A 19,770-nucleotide genomic window follows, 5' to 3' on the forward strand; every position below is an offset into this window, starting at 1 on the left:
ATGCGAACGGTTTGATCTATGGAATCTTCGTTGGCCCTAGTTGGCTTGGCTCTTCTATTGTTTGCTTCCACAAATGTCGACGATATTTTTGTGCTGGTTGGATTTTTCTCCGATCCCAGACTTCATGTGCGAGACATCGTAATCGGTCAATACGTTGGGATAGCTGCTCTCTTTGGAGTAAGTGTGGCTGTGTCCCTGCTTTCTCTCGTGATTCCCAGCGCCTATATGGGTTTACTGGGGATAGCTCCCATCCTGATTGGCGCGAAAAAACTCCTTGAACTATACAGAAGTCGCGACAGAGTCGAGGAGAGTCTCGAAACTCGCTCGGTTTCCGGAGCCTACATGCGAACTACAGCCGTCGCACTTGTGACGATCGCGAATGGCGGTGACAACATTGGCGTTTACACGCCGACCTTTGCCATCCGATCGGGTCACGCGATCACAATGATCGCTCTCGTATTCGCCGTCATGACGGCACTTTGGTGTTTTATCGCTCATTCGATCGTCAGTCACCCGAAACTAGGCGCACCAATTCGCCGCTACGGGCACCGTGTCGCACCAATGGTGTTAATCAGTCTTGGCTTCTTGATCCTCTTTCAGTCAGGCAGCGTTGGATTGCTGCTTCAACATGCTTGATCCTAGAGAATCGTTGGGACCCGCCCTGTCGGACGTCCTTCACGTTTGTAACAGTAGCGAAGCCTGGTGTCGGAATTGAACCAGTGGCTCAGCAGGAATCACTCCAAACGTTCCAACAGCGGATATCAGAAGCGGTAGATCAGATTGTTACTGAATGCTTCGAGGCGTGTACAATCGTCGTGGCGCACTCCGGCACCATCTGAGCGGCACTGCATTACCTGCTGCAACTTCCCTTGAGCGCGTACGAAGTCCCTTCCATACCTCAGGGCGGCATTGTGGTAGTGGTGAAGCATTTCGACGGTTCGTGGAACGCAGCAGGATGAAGGAGAGCCGACGTTTGCGAGTTTATTCTTGTTACCACTCTCAAACCTGGTGTTGGACGTCTTCGTAAAGCGCGAAGCGTGGTGTCGATCTTAAGTAGCACACCGTTTGTGCTTGAGTAGAATAATCGCGAGAACAACAAACGTCAGGAAAGCGATGATCGATTTGAAAAGTTGATGTGGCATTTCCGAGACAAATGATCCGGAAGTGGAGATGATCATTGGTGAGATAGCCATAGCAGGTACCCGCCTCCAGTCAACACTTGACGCCGTCTTCCATTCGTTGTTTCACTCCACCAGCCTCTACGAGGCTTACGTTACGCGATTTACCTGGGTACCGAACTAGGGAATCAAGAACGCATCTATGAGCAGAAGAAGTATAAGAACGAGGATCGCAAACACGAATGCCCCTTTCCTTCGGTCCTGCTCCTCCTGCACTTCCAATGTCCTCGAGTGGAGACGAATAGCCGAGAAGACTCCATCCGACTTCGTCTTGTGCTTGGCGCCGCTGCTTTGCTCCATCGCCATGAACACAATTTGCTCTTAACCCATAAGCGAAGGATAAAGAGGTCTATGATAGTGCGGGCACTTCGAGTTTATCCCAAGCGCCTCATCGATAAAAGATTTAACCATTCGCCCATTTACTCATCCGGCCGACGAAGCATTCCGATGGTTTAACCGACCAATTGAGTTTCCTTCGAAGAAATCTCAGTGCAGGTACTGAGGCCGCCGAACGATAAAAGTGTCTGATGGAAACTTCTCTTCAGAGTTCTTGTTTTCTTGTTGGTCTCAAGGGCGACAAATGGCATGTTTTGCGGAGGGGAGTCGCCTTGGAGGTCTCGCACGGAGAAATGTACTCACGTAAAGCAATGCCAACCTTGTGGGGATTGATGGTTATGCTTCTTCGCTGAATGTTGCGTCTGGGCAGGGCGTACCAGTCGTGACTTGGATCGCACGTTTTCTGCTTAGGCGTTAGGGCTGATTTGAAAGCAATAGTTTAACCTGAATCGAAGCAGGAAGACATGATGCGCAATGCGAAATGGTTATTGCCGATGATGGCGGGAATAGCCGCATCGTGATTGATCTCCGCAAAGCCCTTCAACGTTTTATCCTTCACCCTCGCTTTAGCCATCGAACCTTCTCCTGCATGGAATCGACGACCGCGGCCCGGGTGCCATCGGTTTAGAAAACTCTCCAACGGGGTCAAGCTGTCTCCAGCCGTCACCACATCTCAAATCGCCAGCACACCGGAACCACGCTCCATAGCGGGCACAAAGCTCCAGAGTGACCGAGGTCATAGCTTGCCGGGCCGTCCATATTTCGACGCGCCTCGCAGCTTCTGGTGTCAGTTTCTGGAATCGCGAAAGGAGGGAACCGCCCTGCGCCGCTCCATACTGACTGTTCGCAGCAGTTGGCTCTGCCTTCTCGGAACGCGTGTCATTCTCGTTCGCTAATGCGCAGAGCGGACTCTGACTGCCGCCGCAAGATCGCGAGAGAGGTGCAAAGCCTTCGAAGCGCTGGCGGCGTGCAGAACGAACTCATCCGAGGATCTGGATTTGATCTGTAACTGCGCGCCGGGAGTGACGCCGTGGGCCTTGAGCCGCTTCAACAAAGGCGCATCCTCATCTGAAACGCTGTCCACAATAAAAGTGCCCTGATCACAAATATCCGTCAACGGCTCGGAGGTCTGTGCGGGCATTTTCCCGTCCATTGCAGGGATGCAATGCCCGTGTGGATCGAACTTCGGGTGGCCCAGCTTTGCGGCGATGCGCTCCTCAAATCGCTCAGAGATGAAGTGTTCAAGCCGTTCCGCTTCCTCGTGAACCTCTTCAAGAGGATAGTCCAGCACTTCGTAGAGGAATGTTTCGATGAGCCGATGATGGCGCAGCACTTCGAGAGCGCGCCGTTTGCCTTCTGCGGAAAGGAGAACGCCGCGATGCCTTTCGTATTCCACAAACGGCAACGCAGAAGAAGCCAGTTTCTGCAGCATATTGGTGACCGAAGCCGGCGCAACTCCCAATCGGTCGGCCAGTGCGGTACTCGATACGCGCCGTTCTTCTGGTCCGCCGAGGGCGAGGATCGCCTTCAAATAGTTGTCCACTGATTCGGTGTTGACGTTCCCTTGACGGCTCGATGGCATGGCCTGGCATCTCCTGGACAATTTCCGGCGAAAATTTGACACTTTGGCTATTTTAGGCGAACCTAATCTTTTAGGCGCGCCTAAATATTGCATATCCCAGGGGAATTCTCGTCCCCTGAGCGTGGTTGCAAGGGCCAGCGCTTTTTCATGGGAATCGTTCCCAATCTCCAGAGGTCATTCTCATGCGAATCCGAAATGTAAAGAGCCTCGCGATCTTACTGATGTTAACTATAGTTAATGCATCTCTTTTGCGTGCTCAAAGTGGGACGAGCAGCGCACTCACGGGAAGAGTCAGCGATGGTTCAGGAGCCGTGGTTCTCAATGCCACGGTGAAGGCTACGGAGGTAAATACGGGAGCGACTCGAACGGTAAGAAGTAATGGCGAGGGGCGTTTTCTCTTCGCGCAGATCAATCCCGGCACCTATCGCGTGGTCGTGCAGGCCGAAGGCTTTGGGTCAGCCGAATCGCAACCTTCCGCCGTCGCCGTAGGCCAGACCATTGCGGTGAACTTCACTCTGTCGCCCGCAGCCACTTCGCAGTCGGTCGAAGTTACAACGAACAGTGGACTGTTGAGCCTGGACAATCCGAATGTCACAACGACAATGGACGCCAAGACAATTGAAAAGCTGCCGAATCCAGGACAGGACCTTACCTACATCGCACAGTTCGCGCAGGGAGCGTTGATGAACACGGCAGGCTCTTCCAATGATGCCAAGGCTGCTGGCGGCTACGGTAACGTGGAGTTCAATGGGCTGCCTGCGACCTCGAACGGTTATATCCTCGACGGCTACGATACGAACGATCCCTGGTTGGGTCTGAACATCGGCCTTTCCACGAATCTCGTGATCGGGCTCGATGCCGTGCAGCAATCAACGGTCAATACCAACTCGTACGCTGTCGATCAGGGAAGGTACGCCGCAGCGCAGGTGAACTACTTTACTAAGTCAGGCACCAATGCGTTTCACGGCGACGCGTACGAGATATGGAATGGCTCGCTGCTTAACGCGGAGGACTATTTTCTTCACGCGAACGATACGGCGAACAGCGTTGCGAAGAAGCCCCGTTCCACTGTCAACGAATTTGGCGTCAGCGTCGGGGGACCGATTCGTAAAAACAAGCTATTCTTTTTCGGGCACTATGAGGGCATTCGTATTGCTCTGCCGCTCGTCTCCCAGATCACGCTGCCGACGCCGGCTTACCAGCAATATGTTCTAAACCAACTCGCGACCGGCGGAACGGACCCTGTCACAGGCACGGCTCTTCCGGCTCAGCCTGCGGAGATCCCCTTCTACCGAAATATCTTCTCCCTGCTGCCGGCAGCGGGCGGCTCGCCGGTGCCTATCATCGGATGCCCGCTTGGGGCAAACGGAATAGACGGCGATGGTTGCGCCAGCCAGCGCCAGGCTTCGCTCAATAACAGCGACAGGGAAAACCTCATCGTGGCGAAGATCGATCATACGATCAACGCCAACAACAGCGCCTGGTATCGGTTTCAGCAGGACACCGGGCTGCAGGCAGTGTGGACCGATCCTATCAATCCTGTTTTCAACTCCTATTCGCCCCAGCCGCAGCGCACTCTGGTCGCGGACTATACGCATTTATTTGGTTCGAATCTCGTGAACCAGTTCAATCCTGGGGCGAGTTGGTACTCCAGTATCTTCGAGCCGAACAACTTCTCCCAGGTGCTTGGAGCCTTTCCCATTGTGCTGGCGTCCGGCAGCGACAGCGTTCCGTTCACAACCATCGGCGGGGATGACAATACTTATCCGCAAGGTCGCAAGGTCACGCAATGGCAGATCAATGACAACCTGACGTGGACGCGCGGAAAGCACACGTGGAAGTTTGGCATCAACACCCGGCGTCTCGACGTAAGCGACTACGACCTGGGCGAAGGCACAGCGCCAACGGTGACCTTTAATGATCTCGCGCAGTTCACCTACGGAGCTGCCTACACGGCCAGTCAGAGCTTTCCGGTTTCGCTGAAAGAGAGGCTCTCGGCGGGCAATCTCGAATACTACGCAATGGACACCTATAAGCCGAGCGACAGGGCCACCATAACCTACGGCATGCGCATAACATGGAACACCAACGTCACCAGCGAAAAGAATCTCTTTGCGCGCATGGCCGGGTCGTTTCTTGACGCTTCGCATGACGTCGACGAGCCCCTGAACCAGGTTGTCTTGGGCAATGTCCACGACCTGTTTCCAGCCACGCCGCTGTTTATCTATCAGCCGAGGGTTTCATTTGCATATCAGGTGCTTCCGCGAACGGCGATTCATAGCGGCTTTGGAGTCTTCAACGACATCATTCCGATGCAGATTGCCGATCTTGGAGCCATGAACGCGCCCAACGATCCGACCTTCGTTGGCGGGATCGCTGGCCAGGTCGGCGGCATCGGCATCGCTCCCGGCGTTCCCGGCAGCGCGATTGATGCTGCGGTGAACGCGAACAATGCATTCCAGACGAGCTTTCGCTCTGCTGGCCCTCCCTGCGCGGGTATTCAGCAGGGCGCACCGACGTGTCCGCTGGCGGTCAGTCTGAACACCTTCCCGAGAGGAACACTCAAAACGCCGTATTACTACCAATACAACTTTGGCATGGAACACCAGATCGGCACGGGCGGGAACCTGCGAGTCGATTTCGTCGGCACACGAGGGCTTCATGAGCCGTACCAGGTGCAGCTCAATGGCTACCAGACGGTTTGCGATGGATGCTTCGCGCCGTATCCGTATCAGAAACCGCTCGATCAGCGCTTTGGGAATGTGAATGAGTTTCGCACGGAGGCCAACAGCAGCTACGCCGGACTGCAGACCGCCTATACCCAGCAGTGGAAAGGACTGACGCTGCGCGCGAACTACACGTTCAGCCATTGCCTCGATGAGGTTTCGAACGGCGGTTTGCTCTCGTTCTCCACCCAGGGATTGCTGTCGCCTCTGCCTGGAGAGCTTCGCCGGCAATATGCCAGTTGCGACTATGACGTTCGGCACAACATCTCCGCCTATGGGATGTACCAGGTTCCGTTTTATTCCGGCAGTCCGTTGCTCCGTCATATCTTTGGAGGATGGTCGGTCTCGGAGACTGCCATCCTGCATTCCGGCTTGCCCTTCAGCGTACTCAGCCAGCCGTATATCGCAAATGGCAACGGTGTTTTTCAGGCGAACGGAGCGAGCACCATTCAATTCAATGCACCCGCCTACGCGAACCGGGTTCCGGGCGTACCCGTGTATCAAAAGAACTCAGTCGCTGGTGTCACTGTGGCGGGCACCAAACAATGGCTCAACCCCAATGCATTCGTTTCAGTGGTCGATCCCGCGACAGGAGCATGTACAGGCGGCGATTCGCCGGCAAACTGCCAGTTCGGCAACTCTGGCCGTAACTCTGTGCGCGGACCGCACTATACAAACTCCGACATCTATATCACCAAAACCTTTCCAGTTAAGGAAGGAATCACGTTCCGGTTCGACGCTCAAATGTTCAACGCATTCAATCATCCTAACTTCGCTCTGCCCAGCGAGGTTGAAGCCGGCGTCCCCGGCGCGTCGATTCCGGCCAGATTTGGAACGCTTGAAAGCACGATCTCGCCCCCGACGGGGCTGCTGGGCGTTGGACTCGGTGGCGATAGCTCCCCGCGCATGATCGCCTTTCAGGGAAGGATCGAGTTCTAAAACGACGCAAACCCAATTGCGCCGGATGGCGGCCTGATCGCGTCCCTTCGTCGTGCGAAATACAGTCAAAACATGCATTATCGCCAATGCACTCACCGACAATGGAATGCGAGCCACATGGCAGAAAAGTCGGCATCTCGGACAAGTAGTTTTCCGTTGGAACTCGTGACAACAAGCCAATGTACTCACCGAGGGGGCGACCAACGCAGCGGGAAGTGTGGATGCCTTCGCTGGCTTGCTAACCAAAAAGGACGTTATCACGCGCCATCTCAATGAGCGCTTTGCCCTGCTGTCGCTAACTGAGCTTGTCTCTCGCTGATTGCAGTGCGGCTTGGTTGTCGACTCAGCTTCCCCGGCACGCAGTCGATCGTCGCGAGGTTCTGGCCTCTGGACCTGGGCGAGATGGCTCTTTTGGCGTGAGATCGCGTGCGAGGGCGGTCTTAGTTGTTGGTCTTCCAGAACCAACGTGGAACGCTGCTCTTGTATTGGAGATAGGTCTGACCGAACGCCGCTTCCAGGCTGCGTTCCTCGCGCGGCAGAATGATTATCGTCACAATGCACCACAAGACCAGAAATCCGATTAAAACGGGTAGGCTCCCGAAAAAAATAGCCCAGGCAAGCCATAGCCCCAGTTCAGCGACGTACATCGGATTGCGTGTGAATCTGTACGGGCCACGCATCATCAAGTAGGGGGGAGTCAGCCCTAACTTGACCCTCTCAGGAGTCTGGGTAATCGATAAGGCCAAAATCCAGATAAGAACGGCGGCCGCAAGAGCAACCACGATCAGGCCAAGTCGATTCCAAATCCCCGGTGATCCCTCTGCCCACCCATAACGTGGCATACGCGTTGAGAGTGCCCACGGAAGTACTCCATGTGCCAGTGGAATAACGATTAGGCAAACGAATAGGGCCACACTGACAGCCATCGAGCGCCGCACGGTGATCATATTCGTGCTCGCTTGATTGGATGAATCAGGCTCATATGCAGATCACCCACCGATTGGTGATTCCGTAAAGGCAGCGCAATACGCGAAACACTGTCAGAGCGTGACGCTCCGAGGAGGTATGTCAGATGTCCAGGTTGCCCAGGAATGGATGTGCTTCCTGCATTCCACTCATAGCCTTCGAATCTTTGAGTAAGTTCCGATAGCTCGGCTACCGTGTAAGACCGAAGTTGAGAGACGACGCCGTCCCAACAGCATATAAAAGGGACGACCGGAATCAAGTAGGTCCATAGCAATCGCCTCCATTGGAAAGGTCGTATGAACGGCGTTGCAAAGAAAACAAACAGGGGCGTAAGCAGCAGTGAAATGGCTGTGAGCAACCCGCGTTCCGGGAATTCAAAAATGCAGATAGGTTGCCCTGCTTTGACTGCATCCTTCAACACGCTCCTTGCCACTCCCGGCGAAAAGTGATGGAAGGCATTGAATATAGTACGCACGCCAATCAACTCGGACGGTACTCTTGTGGCGTCGACGGAATCTGAGATATAGCCGAGATTCAGCGGATATTGAGAGGAAATATCGCGAAATGCTCTCAGATTGGGAAACTTGTCGGTCAGAGTGAATTTAACGTTGATTCCTTCGGAGGCAAACGCTTCGTATAATGACAGAACCATTCCCCCTCGTGCGGAGCAAAGATCGACTACGTTCGATGTACCGGTTTGTTCAAACACCATCCGCAGAAGAGGCAACACAGGCTTATACAGTGCGAAGCGTACTTCCAAAAATCCTAAGTAGTCCAGCGCAAGATCGCGAATCGCATGCGGAAACCATTCCAGATCTTCCCATTCGAATAGATGTAACCGTGGTAAAAACATTTGCTTTCAGTCCTCGTACGGCTGATCGCTTTGCAGAGGGACGCCGCTGCCCGGCAATCAACCTTACACAAAGGTCTTCGATAGATCGTGGATCATTCCTCTCGCAGTTCGCTTTCCAGGCTGGTGCTCTTTCGCAGAACCGTATTTCGTGACACAGGTTGAGGAAACTGGTTATCTTGCGTGGTTCGGAGATGCAATTGGAACAGAACTGGTAAGCTGCTCACCACAAATGCGAACGACGGGGTATACCTTTTCCGCAGACTTAGCAGATCGTCGGAAATTTTTCGCTGGCTCACACGGAAACTCAAAAACGCGACTTCTTCCTGCACAGATGCTGTCCTCTGGTGATAGCAGAAATAACAGCTATGTAGAGAGTGTTTGAGGACCCCCATAGCGTATCTCGTTGCGTTCCGAAAAACGGGAAATACCGCTGCAGCCATGATCATCGCGCTCAGGAAATTGAAGAGCGCCTTCAAAACATCGAGCCGGCGAAGCGCAGGAATTGGAACCTGCTCTAACAGTTCCTCACCCCAAACGGTTACAGCAGAGACGATCACGCCGGCAAATACAATTCGGTCAACGAAGACCGCTTCGAATGGCGAGAGTCCGAGCACTCGGGTCACTTCTCCCGATAGAAGATCACTTCGAGTGCAAACAAAGCCGGACAGAGAATATCCCGCACAGCGCTCCAGATACTTTTCAAACCATCCGCGCGTCCGATTAGACGGAACCCGGAAACCATGCATAATCTCAAGGGCAAACACCTTCTCCTGAATCTCGCGTCGATCCGCTTGGCTCGCACTGTCGGGGAGAACGATAATCAGGTCCACATCCGATACAGCGACCGTGAAAGCTCCCTTTGCCGCACTGCCGAAGAGAATCATGCTAACTAAAGGAGCGCCATTTGACAAACGCAGTTGTGCAACGGACTCGAGATATTTCCGAATAAGAAAACGAGCGTCGGCGGACATCTCGTGAGGCGCGAGAATCGCTGCGTTAGGCTGATCCGGGACGCCGTACGCTGCCGCCTGTTGCTGACCTTCGCTACCAGGCATAAGTCCATTTTAGTCGCCTTGCGGGAAAGGACCACAATCGCTATAACTTGCATCGTCACTTGGCCGTCATCTATGTTGAAGCCGTGGGAACCCGATCGTGCTCGGCCGTGTTCCAAATCACCCTGGCTCTGAGTCAGGGATCAAAAGGTCCTCAGTTTAGACGACAGAGGACGTTCACATCAACAACCCGTCCACCCATTTCCCAAGGCGAGAAACTTAGTGCATACGCGGCTCCTCGCCGCCGAGTTTCCGCGAGGAAGAAACTCTGGAGGCGGCTAGAAGGAGCCGCCTCCTATGGTCCTACAAAATCAGCTTGGTTCCGTCAGCCTTTCTGCGACGGCCACCATCCCTGAACTTCAGCAATCTAAGACGGCCGTGCTCAATACACTTGCTTCTCGGCACTCACGGCGCAGCTATGAATACGCCATCGACAGATTGATCGCCTGGTACTGCAGCGAACCCAGATTGGAGTTCAATCGTTCCGTCGTGGTCAGATACCGTTCATTCCTGGAATGCCTTTCCCTGTCCGTAGCTACGATCAACCTGCATCTTTCCGCGATCCGGAGGCTCGCTGATGAATCTACCGAGGGCGGTTGGCTAAGCCCGGAACTGGCGATTGGAATTCGACGGGTTAAAGGAGTCAAGCGGCTCGGTCGGAAGATGGGCAACTGGCTTACCCGCAATGAGGCTCAAGAGCTAGTGAACGCTGCTTCGAAGACCATTCTACGCGGCTGGAGAGACGGAGCGATGGTCGGACTGCTGTTGGGATGCGGGTTACGACGTTCGGAAGTTGTCGGTTTGAACCTCGATCAGCTGCAATCGAGAGAGGGCCATTCAGTCATTGTCAATCTGATCGGCAAGGGAGCGAGAATACGAACCGTACCAGTGCCATGGTGGGCCAAGGAACTTGTCGATGCGTGGCTCCGACATTCCGGCGTGAGCGACGGCAAAGTATTTAGGCAAGTCTTGAAGGGAGGAAGTTACCCCAAAATTCTATGACAGCCGCGCTCAGAACGACGGCGTGGCGTGCCCTCTTTCGCCCCGCCGTGGGGGTCACTCAAACGAAAGAGGCACATCATGACGACCCGCGAAGAACTTGAAGCCAGATGGAAGCGTTACACAGAAGCTATGGCAAAAACCAATACTCTCAATCGGGCTGTTGTTTTCGCAGCGCTCTCAGCCGACGGCCTATCGCATGTCTTGATCGGCTTTGACGGCGAGGGCGATAGTGGACAGATCGACGGAGGAGCGGCTTTCAAAGACGATCAAGCCGTCGACTTTCCGCAAACGATGGAAGAGATCTTTCGAGCACAGTAGGGAACCGAAGATTTCGCAACAGCCGAAGTTCCCTTGCGCGATGCTCTCGAAGAGCTTTGTTACGGCTACCTCGAACAAGATCATGGCGGGTGGGAAAACAATGACGGCGCCTTCGGTGAGTTCCGCTTCAGCGTGGCCAAATAGACGATTGATCTCGAAATGCACACGAGGGTAGCTGATACCATCCTCAGCGGCCATTCATATTGAGGGTGACGCCATGGCACATCCTTACCACCATTCGCTTTCAAGCGTCCGCAAATGGGGCGGCGTGGTAGCTGATTATCAGCGCATCCACGATTGGTTCGACGAATCAAAGAAGATCATTGTTGATTTCCGGCATCGAGCCTTACGCCATCATGCCGAGGGAATCTTTATGGCCGAGACGATCTTCGGAACGACCGTCACGCTCGGAAACGGGCGTTTGATCCCAGTCCGATTGATCGGTGAACAACACGTCCGCGAAGATCTCGGATTTGTTCCGTCCTTTGCGGATTGGGTCAAAGCTATTCGTCCCGAGCCCTGGATGGGCCGCGCCGTGCGGCTTGACGATAGCTCAGTGACGTCTCAGGGTATGTGATCTAGACTTGGCACCCATGCGAAAATTGATAACGAGGAGTTTTGGTGCCAAGTCTTTTCTTTTCGTACTCTCACAAAGACGAGAATCTTCGCGATCAGCTGGAAACGCAGCTGGCTGCCCTCCAGCGGCAGGGGCTGATTTCGTCGTGGCATGATCGCCGCATCACGGCGGGCACCGAGATCGATACCGCAATCGACAAGCACCTCGATGAAGCCGATGTCATCTTGCTTCTCATAAGTCCGGATTTCATTGGCTCCGACTAATGCTATAACCGTGAAATGGAGCGAGCTCTCACCAGGCATAACAAGGGCGAGGCTCGCGTCATACCCGTCATCCTCCGCCCCTGTGACTGGCATGGCCTGCCTTTTGGAAAACTGATGGCGACACCGTCGGACGGCCGACCAATCACGATGAGCCCCAACACCGATCAGGCCTTTCTCGAAGTCGTTCTTGCGATCAAGAATGCCTTGGCTGAAATGGGCCAGAAGCAGAAACCCGCCACAACACCTTCCGTTTCGGCAGGAGTGCCCAGCGGGGCAAGCCGCATTCAGGAAGTTGCCCGATCCAGCAATTTGCGCATCAAGAAGCAATTTACAGATCTCGATAAAGACCGTTTCCTGCACGACGGATTTGAGTATGTCGCGAAATACTTTGAGAATTCCTTGAAGGAATTGGTCGAACGTAATCCGGACATCGATCAAACATTTCGGCGCATAGATGCTACGCAGTTCACGGCGGCGTTATATCGGGCAGGTGATAAGGTCTGCGCCGGATCGGCCTTCATCGGCGGCACAATGATGAGCAACAGCATTGCCTATGTCATGACGGATGAACCCCGGCACGGCGGAATGAATGAATCCGTCAGCGTCAAAGCCGACGATCAGTCGCTTTATTTCGAGGCGCTCGGGATGCAATCGTATGGAGGCCGTAAGGATAATCTGTCCTTCGAAGGCGCAGCGGAGCTCTTCTGGGAAATCTTCATTCGTCCCATACAGTCCTAATTGAACGAGAACGCGAATTTCTCCGGTAGGATAGTCGCCTGCATCATGGATGGTTTTCTTTCCTACTGCCCGTCACTGCGGGGCGATACAGCCTTGAGCTCGTTACCATTCCGGGCGGACGATCCGGTGCACTCATGTCCTTAGACTTCTACATGCACTCCGAACTCTTTGAGCATTGCCGCGAGTTGATCGAAATCTGCTTTCGTCAAAGCATGGATGGTCCGCCTCAGGGATTGCTTGCCCAATGCGTCTGCAACCAGGTCTCTTGGCAGGTCCATGTTGATTTCCTGAATGACGGCGTCGTGTTTGAATCTCCACTTGCCTTTCTTCCGTCGTTCGGCTCGAAACGGACCGATGACCCTGGCAACTCCATGAATGTGAACGTCCTTCTTTTGAGCAGCGGTATAGCCACGGCAAAGCAGAACAATATCGCCGTTTTTTAGGCGCACGAATTTTTCGATCAAATCCACGGCAACGCTCACTCCCCTGCTCGAATCATCCTCGTATGTCTCTTCTAGGGCCGCGCGCAATTCAGTATTGGATACTTTTGATGGATCTACCGGTAGATCTTCCCATCCGATGGCGACAACATTTTCAGCCATGAACATCGGCCAATGCTGTTCCCCCGTTGAACCTGATGTTGTTTTCAAGGCCCAATAACCCACCTCATTTGTGGCCTCATTTGCGGGTCTTGGAACGCGACGATATTGAGATTGCGCGTCGTAAATCGACTTCGTCTGATCAAGATCGGGCCGTCGAGCCCTTTGGAACAGGCATCGAACCATCTTCTGATCTCCAGCGCACATGCGTCATCTGAGAGATTGCTCGATTCCAGAACCATGCAGGCTTCCTGATTCGAAAACATCCGTTGGTGCGTCAGGTTGGCCGATCCGATAAGAGTCCAATACGAACCATCACGCCGTTTGAGTATTAGAATCTTGGCATGAAGTTTTCCGTGGACATCATCGGGTGCAATGGAACGCAACATGTCGAGCTTGAGTTTCTCAAGCTTGTATGGATTGTTGACTGTGAACTCTTCGGAGACAATCAGTTTTAATTTAGGTAGCTTCGCTAGCGCATCCATCATCCGGTCATCCGGATTGAAGAATGCCACGGCAACAGAAGCCTCACACGCTTTGCCCAGTTCTTTCATTACCAAGTCGCCGATATTATGATCTAAAAACTTCACCGATGGCTCCTCCATACCTTCTTGACGCATTAAACATGAAGATCCAATTCACTCAATCGTGTATTGCTCAGGTGATTCTGGCCAGAAGATAGGATGTACTCCGGCCCCCGGCTGCCTCTTTCGCCAGAACTCCCTTTCGGACCAGATCCTCAATATCGCGCAAGGCCGTGTCCTGCGAGCATTTGGCGAGCTTCGCCCATTTGGACGAGGTCAGCTTGCCCTCAAAGCCATTGAGCATCTGGTTGACGATTTTCCGTTGCCGCTCGTTGAAGGCCGTCGCCGCATGTTTCTCCCAGAAGCGCGCCTTCCTGAGAACCGCCTCCAATGTCGTTTCGGCGCGCGCAAAGGCCCGCCCGAGGCACTCAAGAAACCATTCAAGCCAATTCGTGATATCGAGGTTACCCTTCTGCGTCGCTTCGAGGATGCCGTAATAGGCTTTGCGCTCCTGCCGGATTTGGGCCGACATGCTGTAAAAGCGCTGCGGGCTGCGCTCGGACCGGGCAAGCACCATATCCGCAATCGCGCGGGCAATACGCCCGTTGCCGTCGTCGAACGGATGGATAGTCACAAACCAGAGATGCGCGACCCCAGCCTTGAACACAAGGTCCGTCGAGCTGTCCCCCTCGAACCAATCCAGGAAACGCTTCATTTCATGCCGAAGATCTTCGGCCGCAGGCGCTTCATAGTGGACCCGCTCTTTGCCGATCGCGCCCGAGACCACTTGCATTGGACCCTTCTTGTCGTCGCGCCAGGCCCTCACCTTGATCTTTGACATGCCGCTGCGCGCGGTCGGAAACAGGGATGCGTGCCAGTCAAACAGGCGCCGGGCGGTCAAGGGCTTCTCATAGTTCTGCGTTGCATCGAGCATCATCTCGACCACACCCTCGACATCGCGGTCGGCCGGCGTCAGCCCGCCAATATCGATCCCGAGGCGGCGCGCGATCGAAGACCGCACCTGGTCCCTGTCGAGCGCCTCGCCCTCGATCTCGCTGGATTTGATGACATCTTCAGTGAGTGTCTGTAGCACGGCTTCCGCGCGCAATGGAAAGCCGAGCGTTTCCATGCGGCCGATGAGACGGCCTTGCCGGTGACGCACATCGACGAGGCGCGCGGAGACGCGCGCATGGTCCCAGCTAAACCGGGGCCAGTTCTTCAGCTGGTGGATATAGATCTCTCGCTTTATTCGCCGCGTCATGTGCGTCGAATTTACGCCCTATTCGCCGCAAAGGCAAGATTAATCGCCGCATCTTATGCGGTGAATATTATCGCTAATCTCCGCATCCCTGCCTCAAGTCGCAGCCATTCCTCGAAATATCTCTTTTCCTACTGCCCCAATTACAGTGGGGCGATGGCACTCTAGCTGCCGTCGCTTGCCGTCAATGACGGATTTTGGCTCCCCTCCTCCGCTGACGAGCTGCGCTCTGGAGCGGGGCAGCCACCCAAAATCCTATGACCGCTGCGCTAAGGCCGGCGGCATCTTGTGCCCTCTTCGCCCCCGCTGTGGGGATCACTCAAACGAAAGAGGCACATCATGAACGACGAAAATATCTCCTTCATCGACTATTGGGATCTGGTTGACGATGCGTTGCTGAAATTATTCGGCATCGACACCACAGATGCCGGAATTGAACCCGAACTAATTGCCGGGGCGCAGGAGGAATGTCAGACACCTGAGGAATTCGCCCGCTGGTTCGGCGAGAAGTACGGCCTCGATTACATCGAAGACTTGAAAACAGTCTTTGGTATACCAAGCGCGCAAAGAACCACTGCGAAGATCTCCTTCCTGAATGACATGTGCCGTCGTGCAATGGGCGTCGCCAACCGCCTCGTCCAGACGAGCGGCATCAGCGCCCTGCCCCTCAAGGATCAATCAGCGATCCGCGAGAAAGTCGAGACCTTCGGATGCATTCACGACCGACGACGATCCGCATGGCGAACGTGACTTCGGAGCGTTCGAACACAATGGCGAGCGCATCTTCTGGAAGATCGATTATTACGATGCGACATTGACCTATGGCAGCGAAGACGCCGCCGATCCAACGAAGACCATCCGGGTCCTGAAGATCTTGCTTGCGTCGGAATACTGACCGGTCAACCCGCCGATCTCACCCGCGCGGATTCGTGTTTCGTCGGGCGCTCGGTAATGAAGTCTCTTCATCGACATCGACGGCACACTCTATCAGTTGAGTTCGCGTGCGATACGCCCGATAATCCCTTTCACGACGATTTCCATCTGCGAATGCCTTTCGTAATTTGCTGGCGCAACGAAATTAACCCGGCCGTCTGAAATCAATCGGTGGATCTTTTCGAGGTCATTCTTTTCGCGCTGCTCATCGTAAACTGCGATCGAATGCCCACCTTGATGGCTGACCATTTTCATTGCGGGGATGTCTGTGTCACCGTCGCCCACAAAGATCATGCGTTTGAACGGGACCGGCCGCGACGTCTCGGACATAAATTTGTTTATGGCCGCGTTATCCCAATGATTCTCAACGCCCTTGTTGATCCGAAAAAGATACTGCGTTTTTGTCGTGTAGTTAAGTGCGACTCCGGGCCAAGCCGCTACATCTCCCTCGTAAATGTACTTCGAGGCGTAGATCCTATGAAACGCATTCTGAATTGAGCATCCTCGAATCATTTCTTCTATACCCGAGGACACGATGTAGTGCTGCAACTGAAGGCCGTGTTCCGCCGCGAATTTGTTCATGCGTATGAACCAGGATTCTTCCTCCAGACCACTAAATAGCCTGGCACCCATTCCGTGTTTACGTAGCATCTGCTTGGTAACGACCTCACCCGCCATTTTCGCCTTTTCCAGCATTAGGTGCATGTACACGAGAATTTCGTCTGCGTCCTCTTCGCGAGTGCGCCGTTTAACCTCATCCCAAAACGCTGTACGTGTCATGTTCATCTTGGGAATGAAGCTACATTCTTGAAGATTTCCACGGGCCAACGTGCCATCGAAATCGTACACAATCGCGGCTTTCGCGAGTTGATTTGTCACTGCATGTTCCATGGAGTTCTACGATACCGCAAATTGCCGGTGCTCAGTCACAGGGAGATCCAATCAACCCTTTTGGGGAGTTCGCGATCTATCATCGCTTCGTGCGGTAGTAATTTCACATGGACGACGATCCTTGGCGCGCTATGACTACTTCTCCAGCGCATCGAGCGCGAGGCGTAGCAACTCACCGAGCGGAACGTTGCGGTCATCGGCGGCTTTGTAGAACCGTTCCAGCGTTTCTTCTGTAGCCTTGATACCAAGATGACGGTTACGACCCGTTCGGTAACGGCGTTGCTTGCGCTTCGGCGGCGCCGCCGGTTTTGATGGCTGCCGGCCCGGAAAATTATTCTGGCGCGCGATGTCCTCGATTGCGGTTTCGTCCGCGCGTTTCTCCGGCTTCGGTTTTGTCGCAAAGGCCACGGGCTCTTTCAGAATGGCAAAGGGGCCTACGCGTCCGCTCATGCTGCACCTGCGACGTCTGAGGTTTCATCATCTTCTTTCCTACCGCACCCTGCCCCAGCTTGAGCCGCGCAACGACTTCTTCGACGAATTCCCAGACATTGATCTTGGCTTTGTCGAGATTGGCGACGTCGGCGGGGTTGAGACCGTCGAGCGTCTGCTGGAATGAGAAGATTGCCCGGAACGCGTCACGCTCGTTGAGTTCCGTGTTGAAGGCCGGGATGCCTGCCGAGATCAGACCGTTCTGGATATGCGATTGAGTCCGCGTTCTGGTCGAAGAACTCGTGCGTGTCAGAAGCACTGCGTAGGGTGTTTCATTCTTCGTCATTTTCTGGCTTTGCATGACGACGCGGATCGCCCTGCTCGCTTCGTTCGCGTCGAGTTGCGAGCCTTGCGTCGGGATGATGACGAGATCGGCCTGCGAGATTGCGTAGACCACGATCTTGGATGCCGTTCCTTCGAGATCGACAATTACGAAGGGCGTCCTGGATGCGGCATCCTCGATACGTTCGATGATCGTGTCCTCATCTACATCGGAGACCACCGTCAAACCCGGAGGTGCGTTCCCGCCGTTCGCCCAGGTTTGGATGGGATGATTGAGGTCTGCATCGATGACGGTCACGTCTTGAAAGCGCGCGAGCGATGTCGCGAGCAGAAAGGCGGAGGTGGTTTTCCCGGCTCCTCCCTTCGGGGATACAAAAGCGATGGTCGGCATTGGAGTCTCGCGACAAGAGGTGAAGGAGAACGGATCGAGGGAATCAGAGCCCGGATGATAACCAGTCAGCTGTCCGATGACAAGCAGACATCCTTGAGTGACCTGCCAGATGTTTCACTAGCATCTTCATGGTGTCTTATTGGCAACATGAGGATGCCATACAGTCAACTGACCGGTATCAAACAGTCGCCAAGCAGGTGCCTGAAAGGAAACCATCGAGACACCAAACAGGTGCCAGTATTGCCGTTCCAATTCCAGCTCGTTGCCCGAGTACGATTTCAGAATCAACGCCAAGGCGGAAAAACTCGCGCAGGAAGAGGGCAGGGACCTCGAAGGCAGGGTCGCCGCAGAAATCTCCCAAAGACTCCTCCACGCGCTTCTAATGCAATCTCGCTCTTGGGGGCAGGGGACGGGATATTTAGCCGTCATGGCTTGCCGCGCGCCGCTTAATGGGTGCCCTCTGATGACGCAGCTTACAGAAACCGACAAATGCGGCAGGCGGATCATGGAGTTTTTGTTTGCCACCTGTGACCCACCACTCCCGCCATTCACTTTCCAGTCCATGAATGTCGTAGCCAGGGGCAACCTCACGAGCCTTCTCATAAGCTTCTGCGGGCAGCGATGGCAGGAATTCATCATCTGACGAAGAAGAAACTGGACGCTCGACCCATCTGCCGTCACGATTGAAGAAGATGACCATATCGGCCTCTTCATCAAAAACGAGCCGGTAGTCGGGCAGGTGGTCATGACTGGCGATTTCCTTTACATGCTGACGAAAACGTTTCATCGAGCTTTGCGAGCCCGATTTTTTAGAAGAGTCTCCGTCGAAATATGCCAGGTCGGTTGCCGTCCGCAATGCTTGCGGGCCAACTCGTAAAGCTTGCGTTCGAGAGGTTTGCCGAGGCGGAAATAGTCACGGTGTAGCGTCAGTACCTCGTGGCCTCTGATAGCGTTGAAAATCCAGTCGGAAAGCTTCAGTTCCACCCAGAGCAAACGGCCGTCGAGGCCATGTTTGCGGCGAACAGCAGCAGCGTCAATCAAACCGAAGCTTTCGCGCTGCTCCTCATCGCCCGTGCGGATATTGGTTGTAATACGCGTGCCTGCAAGGCGATCAATGGCTTCGACCAAGGCATCATAATCGCGACCCGAAGTGCCACAATTTGTAAAGACGAGCAAATCGTAACTCGTGATCCTGACCCGCTGACTGACCTTCTCTTGCCGCTTCAGCTTCTCCATGATTTGGGAGATGCAATAGATCAGGATGTCCTTATCGTAGATGGTGGCCAGACCTTTGACACTCGGCACGATTTCAAGCCAGTTGCCGTTGTGCTCGTATTTGCGAATCGCTGTATCTTTCTTCTTGGATAGGGAGAAGAAAGGGTGTTCCATTTGCGGGATGAGGTCCTTGAGCGCCGCATCGGCCACATCACAGATGAACAAATCGCCATTGCTGTGCTTGGCAGGCAGAAGACGTTCATGGGGATTCGTGGTTTCAGGTGCCGAACTTCGGGGGGTCATGTGCACAGATTCGTTGTATCAGGTGCCAGAGTTCGTGATTTCAGGTACCGGGGATCAAGAATTCATAAAGACGGGCAGGGGGTTAAGCCGATTCGTCACGGGCGTAACACTACTTAACACAGACTCTAACTTTAATAACACTGGGCGAGGCAATGATCGACGACCGACAGCCATTCCAGTGGAACGAGGACAGTAGGAAAGAAGGCGGGGCTGAGTGAAAAGATTCGGGTTACGTGTTTGAGTGTTGTGACTTGCAAATGGCTCTCGTAAGCTTGGAGCATGCTTACTGCCCTGCAACGAATCTTTTTGCTGTTCATGGTGGTCTTTGGCCTCACGCCATCAGCAGGGCCGCTAT

At 54.2% G+C, this 19,770-nt stretch carries 22 protein-coding genes and 1 pseudogene; 10 read left to right on the forward strand and 13 right to left on the reverse strand.

The genetic code is table 11. The features are described 5' to 3' along the window. Nucleotides 1–30: 30 nt before the first annotated feature. Both OHL23_RS06835 and OHL23_RS06840 read left to right on the forward strand, forming a co-directional pair. Complete coding sequence (locus OHL23_RS06835) at nucleotides 31–636, forward strand: cadmium resistance transporter (protein ID WP_263351039.1); 606 nt, start codon at nucleotides 31–33, stop codon at nucleotides 634–636. A gap of 534 nt (nucleotides 637–1,170) precedes the next feature. Further along, a complete protein-coding gene (locus tag OHL23_RS06840; RefSeq protein ID WP_263351040.1) occupies nucleotides 1,171–1,302 on the forward strand; it encodes a hypothetical protein in 132 nt (43 codons plus the stop codon). A gap of 651 nt (nucleotides 1,303–1,953) precedes the next feature. Here the strand turns inward: OHL23_RS06840 and OHL23_RS06845 are convergent. Both OHL23_RS06845 and OHL23_RS06850 read right to left on the reverse strand, forming a co-directional pair. Beyond that, on the reverse strand, nucleotides 1,954–2,088 hold the full coding sequence (locus OHL23_RS06845; protein WP_263351041.1) for a hypothetical protein: 135 nt from the start codon (nucleotides 2,086–2,088) through the stop codon (nucleotides 1,954–1,956). Nucleotides 2,089–2,406: 318 nt separating this feature from the next. Next, nucleotides 2,407–3,096 (reverse strand): metal-dependent transcriptional regulator, encoded by a 690-nt coding sequence (locus OHL23_RS06850; protein ID WP_263351042.1) that lies wholly within the window; start codon nucleotides 3,094–3,096, stop codon nucleotides 2,407–2,409. Between the two features lie 221 nt (nucleotides 3,097–3,317). Between OHL23_RS06850 and OHL23_RS06855 the strand changes: the two genes are divergently transcribed. After that, nucleotides 3,318–6,761, forward strand: a complete 3,444-nt coding sequence (locus OHL23_RS06855) for a TonB-dependent receptor (RefSeq protein WP_263351043.1) — start codon at nucleotides 3,318–3,320, stop codon at nucleotides 6,759–6,761. Nucleotides 6,762–7,201: 440 nt separating this feature from the next. Here the strand turns inward: OHL23_RS06855 and OHL23_RS06860 are convergent, their stop codons facing one another. The 3 genes from OHL23_RS06860 to OHL23_RS06870 form a co-directional block, all read right to left on the reverse strand. After that, nucleotides 7,202–7,603 carry a methyltransferase family protein gene (locus OHL23_RS06860; protein ID WP_263351044.1) on the reverse strand — a complete coding sequence of 134 codons (402 nt, stop codon included), beginning with the start codon at nucleotides 7,601–7,603 and terminating at the stop codon, nucleotides 7,202–7,204. Nucleotides 7,604–7,704: 101 nt separating this feature from the next. Continuing rightward, nucleotides 7,705–8,580 (reverse strand): hypothetical protein, encoded by an 876-nt coding sequence (locus tag OHL23_RS06865; protein ID WP_263351045.1) that lies wholly within the window; start codon nucleotides 8,578–8,580, stop codon nucleotides 7,705–7,707. 92 nt (nucleotides 8,581–8,672) lie between these two features. Continuing rightward, nucleotides 8,673–9,635, reverse strand: a complete 963-nt coding sequence (locus tag OHL23_RS06870) for a nucleotidyltransferase domain-containing protein (RefSeq protein ID WP_263351046.1) — start codon at nucleotides 9,633–9,635, stop codon at nucleotides 8,673–8,675. 294 nt (nucleotides 9,636–9,929) lie between these two features. On the opposite strand from OHL23_RS06870, the gene OHL23_RS06875 reads away from it, so the two are divergent. The 5 genes and pseudogenes from OHL23_RS06875 (at nucleotide 9,930) to OHL23_RS06895 (ending at nucleotide 12,530) form a co-directional block, all read left to right on the forward strand. Next, nucleotides 9,930–10,634, forward strand: a complete 705-nt coding sequence (locus tag OHL23_RS06875) for a tyrosine-type recombinase/integrase (RefSeq protein WP_263351047.1) — start codon at nucleotides 9,930–9,932, stop codon at nucleotides 10,632–10,634. Between the two features lie 129 nt (nucleotides 10,635–10,763). Beyond that, a pseudogene (locus OHL23_RS28740) lies at nucleotides 10,764–11,096 on the forward strand (DUF6878 family protein). A gap of 73 nt (nucleotides 11,097–11,169) precedes the next feature. After that, nucleotides 11,170–11,529 (forward strand): DUF6915 family protein, encoded by a 360-nt coding sequence (locus tag OHL23_RS06885; protein ID WP_263351049.1) that lies wholly within the window; start codon nucleotides 11,170–11,172, stop codon nucleotides 11,527–11,529. A gap of 44 nt (nucleotides 11,530–11,573) precedes the next feature. After that, nucleotides 11,574–11,792, forward strand: a complete 219-nt coding sequence (locus OHL23_RS06890) for a toll/interleukin-1 receptor domain-containing protein (protein ID WP_263351050.1) — start codon at nucleotides 11,574–11,576, stop codon at nucleotides 11,790–11,792. Between the two features lie 114 nt (nucleotides 11,793–11,906). Next, entirely contained in the window at nucleotides 11,907–12,530 is a 624-nt protein-coding gene (locus OHL23_RS06895) for a hypothetical protein (protein WP_263351051.1), read from the forward strand. A 140-nt stretch (nucleotides 12,531–12,670) separates the two neighbouring features. Here OHL23_RS06895 and OHL23_RS06900 read toward each other — a convergent pair whose 3' ends face one another. Genes OHL23_RS06900 through OHL23_RS06910 form a run of 3 tightly spaced genes read right to left on the reverse strand, consistent with a single transcriptional unit; the run spans nucleotide 12,671 to nucleotide 14,914 of the window. Further along, nucleotides 12,671–13,195, reverse strand: a complete 525-nt coding sequence (locus OHL23_RS06900; RefSeq protein ID WP_263351052.1) for a hypothetical protein — start codon at nucleotides 13,193–13,195, stop codon at nucleotides 12,671–12,673. Next, nucleotides 13,177–13,749 (reverse strand): phospholipase D family protein, encoded by a 573-nt coding sequence (locus tag OHL23_RS06905; RefSeq protein ID WP_263351053.1) that lies wholly within the window; start codon nucleotides 13,747–13,749, stop codon nucleotides 13,177–13,179. Before OHL23_RS06905 ends, OHL23_RS06900 begins: the two co-directional genes overlap by 19 nt. A 37-nt stretch (nucleotides 13,750–13,786) precedes the next feature. After that, complete coding sequence (locus OHL23_RS06910) at nucleotides 13,787–14,914, reverse strand: Fic family protein (protein WP_263351054.1); 1,128 nt, start codon at nucleotides 14,912–14,914, stop codon at nucleotides 13,787–13,789. 336 nt (nucleotides 14,915–15,250) lie between these two features. Here OHL23_RS06910 and OHL23_RS06915 point away from each other — a divergent pair, with 336 nt between their 5' ends. Both OHL23_RS06915 and OHL23_RS28745 read left to right on the forward strand, forming a co-directional pair. After that, a complete protein-coding gene (locus OHL23_RS06915) occupies nucleotides 15,251–15,661 on the forward strand; it encodes a hypothetical protein (protein ID WP_263351055.1) in 411 nt (136 codons plus the stop codon). After that, on the forward strand, nucleotides 15,585–15,806 hold the full coding sequence (locus OHL23_RS28745) for a DUF3768 domain-containing protein (protein WP_396127320.1): 222 nt from the start codon (nucleotides 15,585–15,587) through the stop codon (nucleotides 15,804–15,806). The genes OHL23_RS06915 and OHL23_RS28745 overlap by 77 nt, the downstream gene beginning before the upstream one ends. 92 nt (nucleotides 15,807–15,898) lie before the next feature. Here the strand turns inward: OHL23_RS28745 and OHL23_RS06920 are convergent, their stop codons facing one another. The 5 genes from OHL23_RS06920 to OHL23_RS06940 all read right to left on the reverse strand — a co-directional run bounded on the left by OHL23_RS06920 (nucleotide 15,899) and on the right by OHL23_RS06940 (nucleotide 19,322). Beyond that, nucleotides 15,899–16,723, reverse strand: a complete 825-nt coding sequence (locus OHL23_RS06920) for an HAD family hydrolase (protein WP_263351056.1) — start codon at nucleotides 16,721–16,723, stop codon at nucleotides 15,899–15,901. Nucleotides 16,724–16,870: 147 nt separating this feature from the next. Continuing rightward, entirely contained in the window at nucleotides 16,871–17,143 is a 273-nt protein-coding gene (locus tag OHL23_RS06925; RefSeq protein ID WP_263351057.1) for a hypothetical protein, read from the reverse strand. Then, nucleotides 17,067–17,897 (reverse strand): ParA family protein, encoded by an 831-nt coding sequence (locus OHL23_RS06930; protein WP_263351058.1) that lies wholly within the window; start codon nucleotides 17,895–17,897, stop codon nucleotides 17,067–17,069. Before OHL23_RS06930 ends, OHL23_RS06925 begins: the two co-directional genes overlap by 77 nt. Nucleotides 17,898–18,315: 418 nt before the next feature. Continuing rightward, nucleotides 18,316–18,684, reverse strand: coding sequence for a hypothetical protein (locus OHL23_RS06935; RefSeq protein ID WP_263351059.1), 369 nt, complete (start codon nucleotides 18,682–18,684; stop codon nucleotides 18,316–18,318). Further along, a complete protein-coding gene (locus OHL23_RS06940; RefSeq protein ID WP_263351060.1) occupies nucleotides 18,681–19,322 on the reverse strand; it encodes a replication initiator protein A in 642 nt (213 codons plus the stop codon). The genes OHL23_RS06935 and OHL23_RS06940 overlap by 4 nt, the downstream gene beginning before the upstream one ends. Nucleotides 19,323–19,770: the final 448 nt, after the last annotated feature.

It is taken from the genome of Acidicapsa acidisoli (genome assembly GCF_025685625.1).
Classification (GTDB): domain Bacteria; phylum Acidobacteriota; class Terriglobia; order Terriglobales; family Acidobacteriaceae; genus Acidicapsa; species Acidicapsa acidisoli.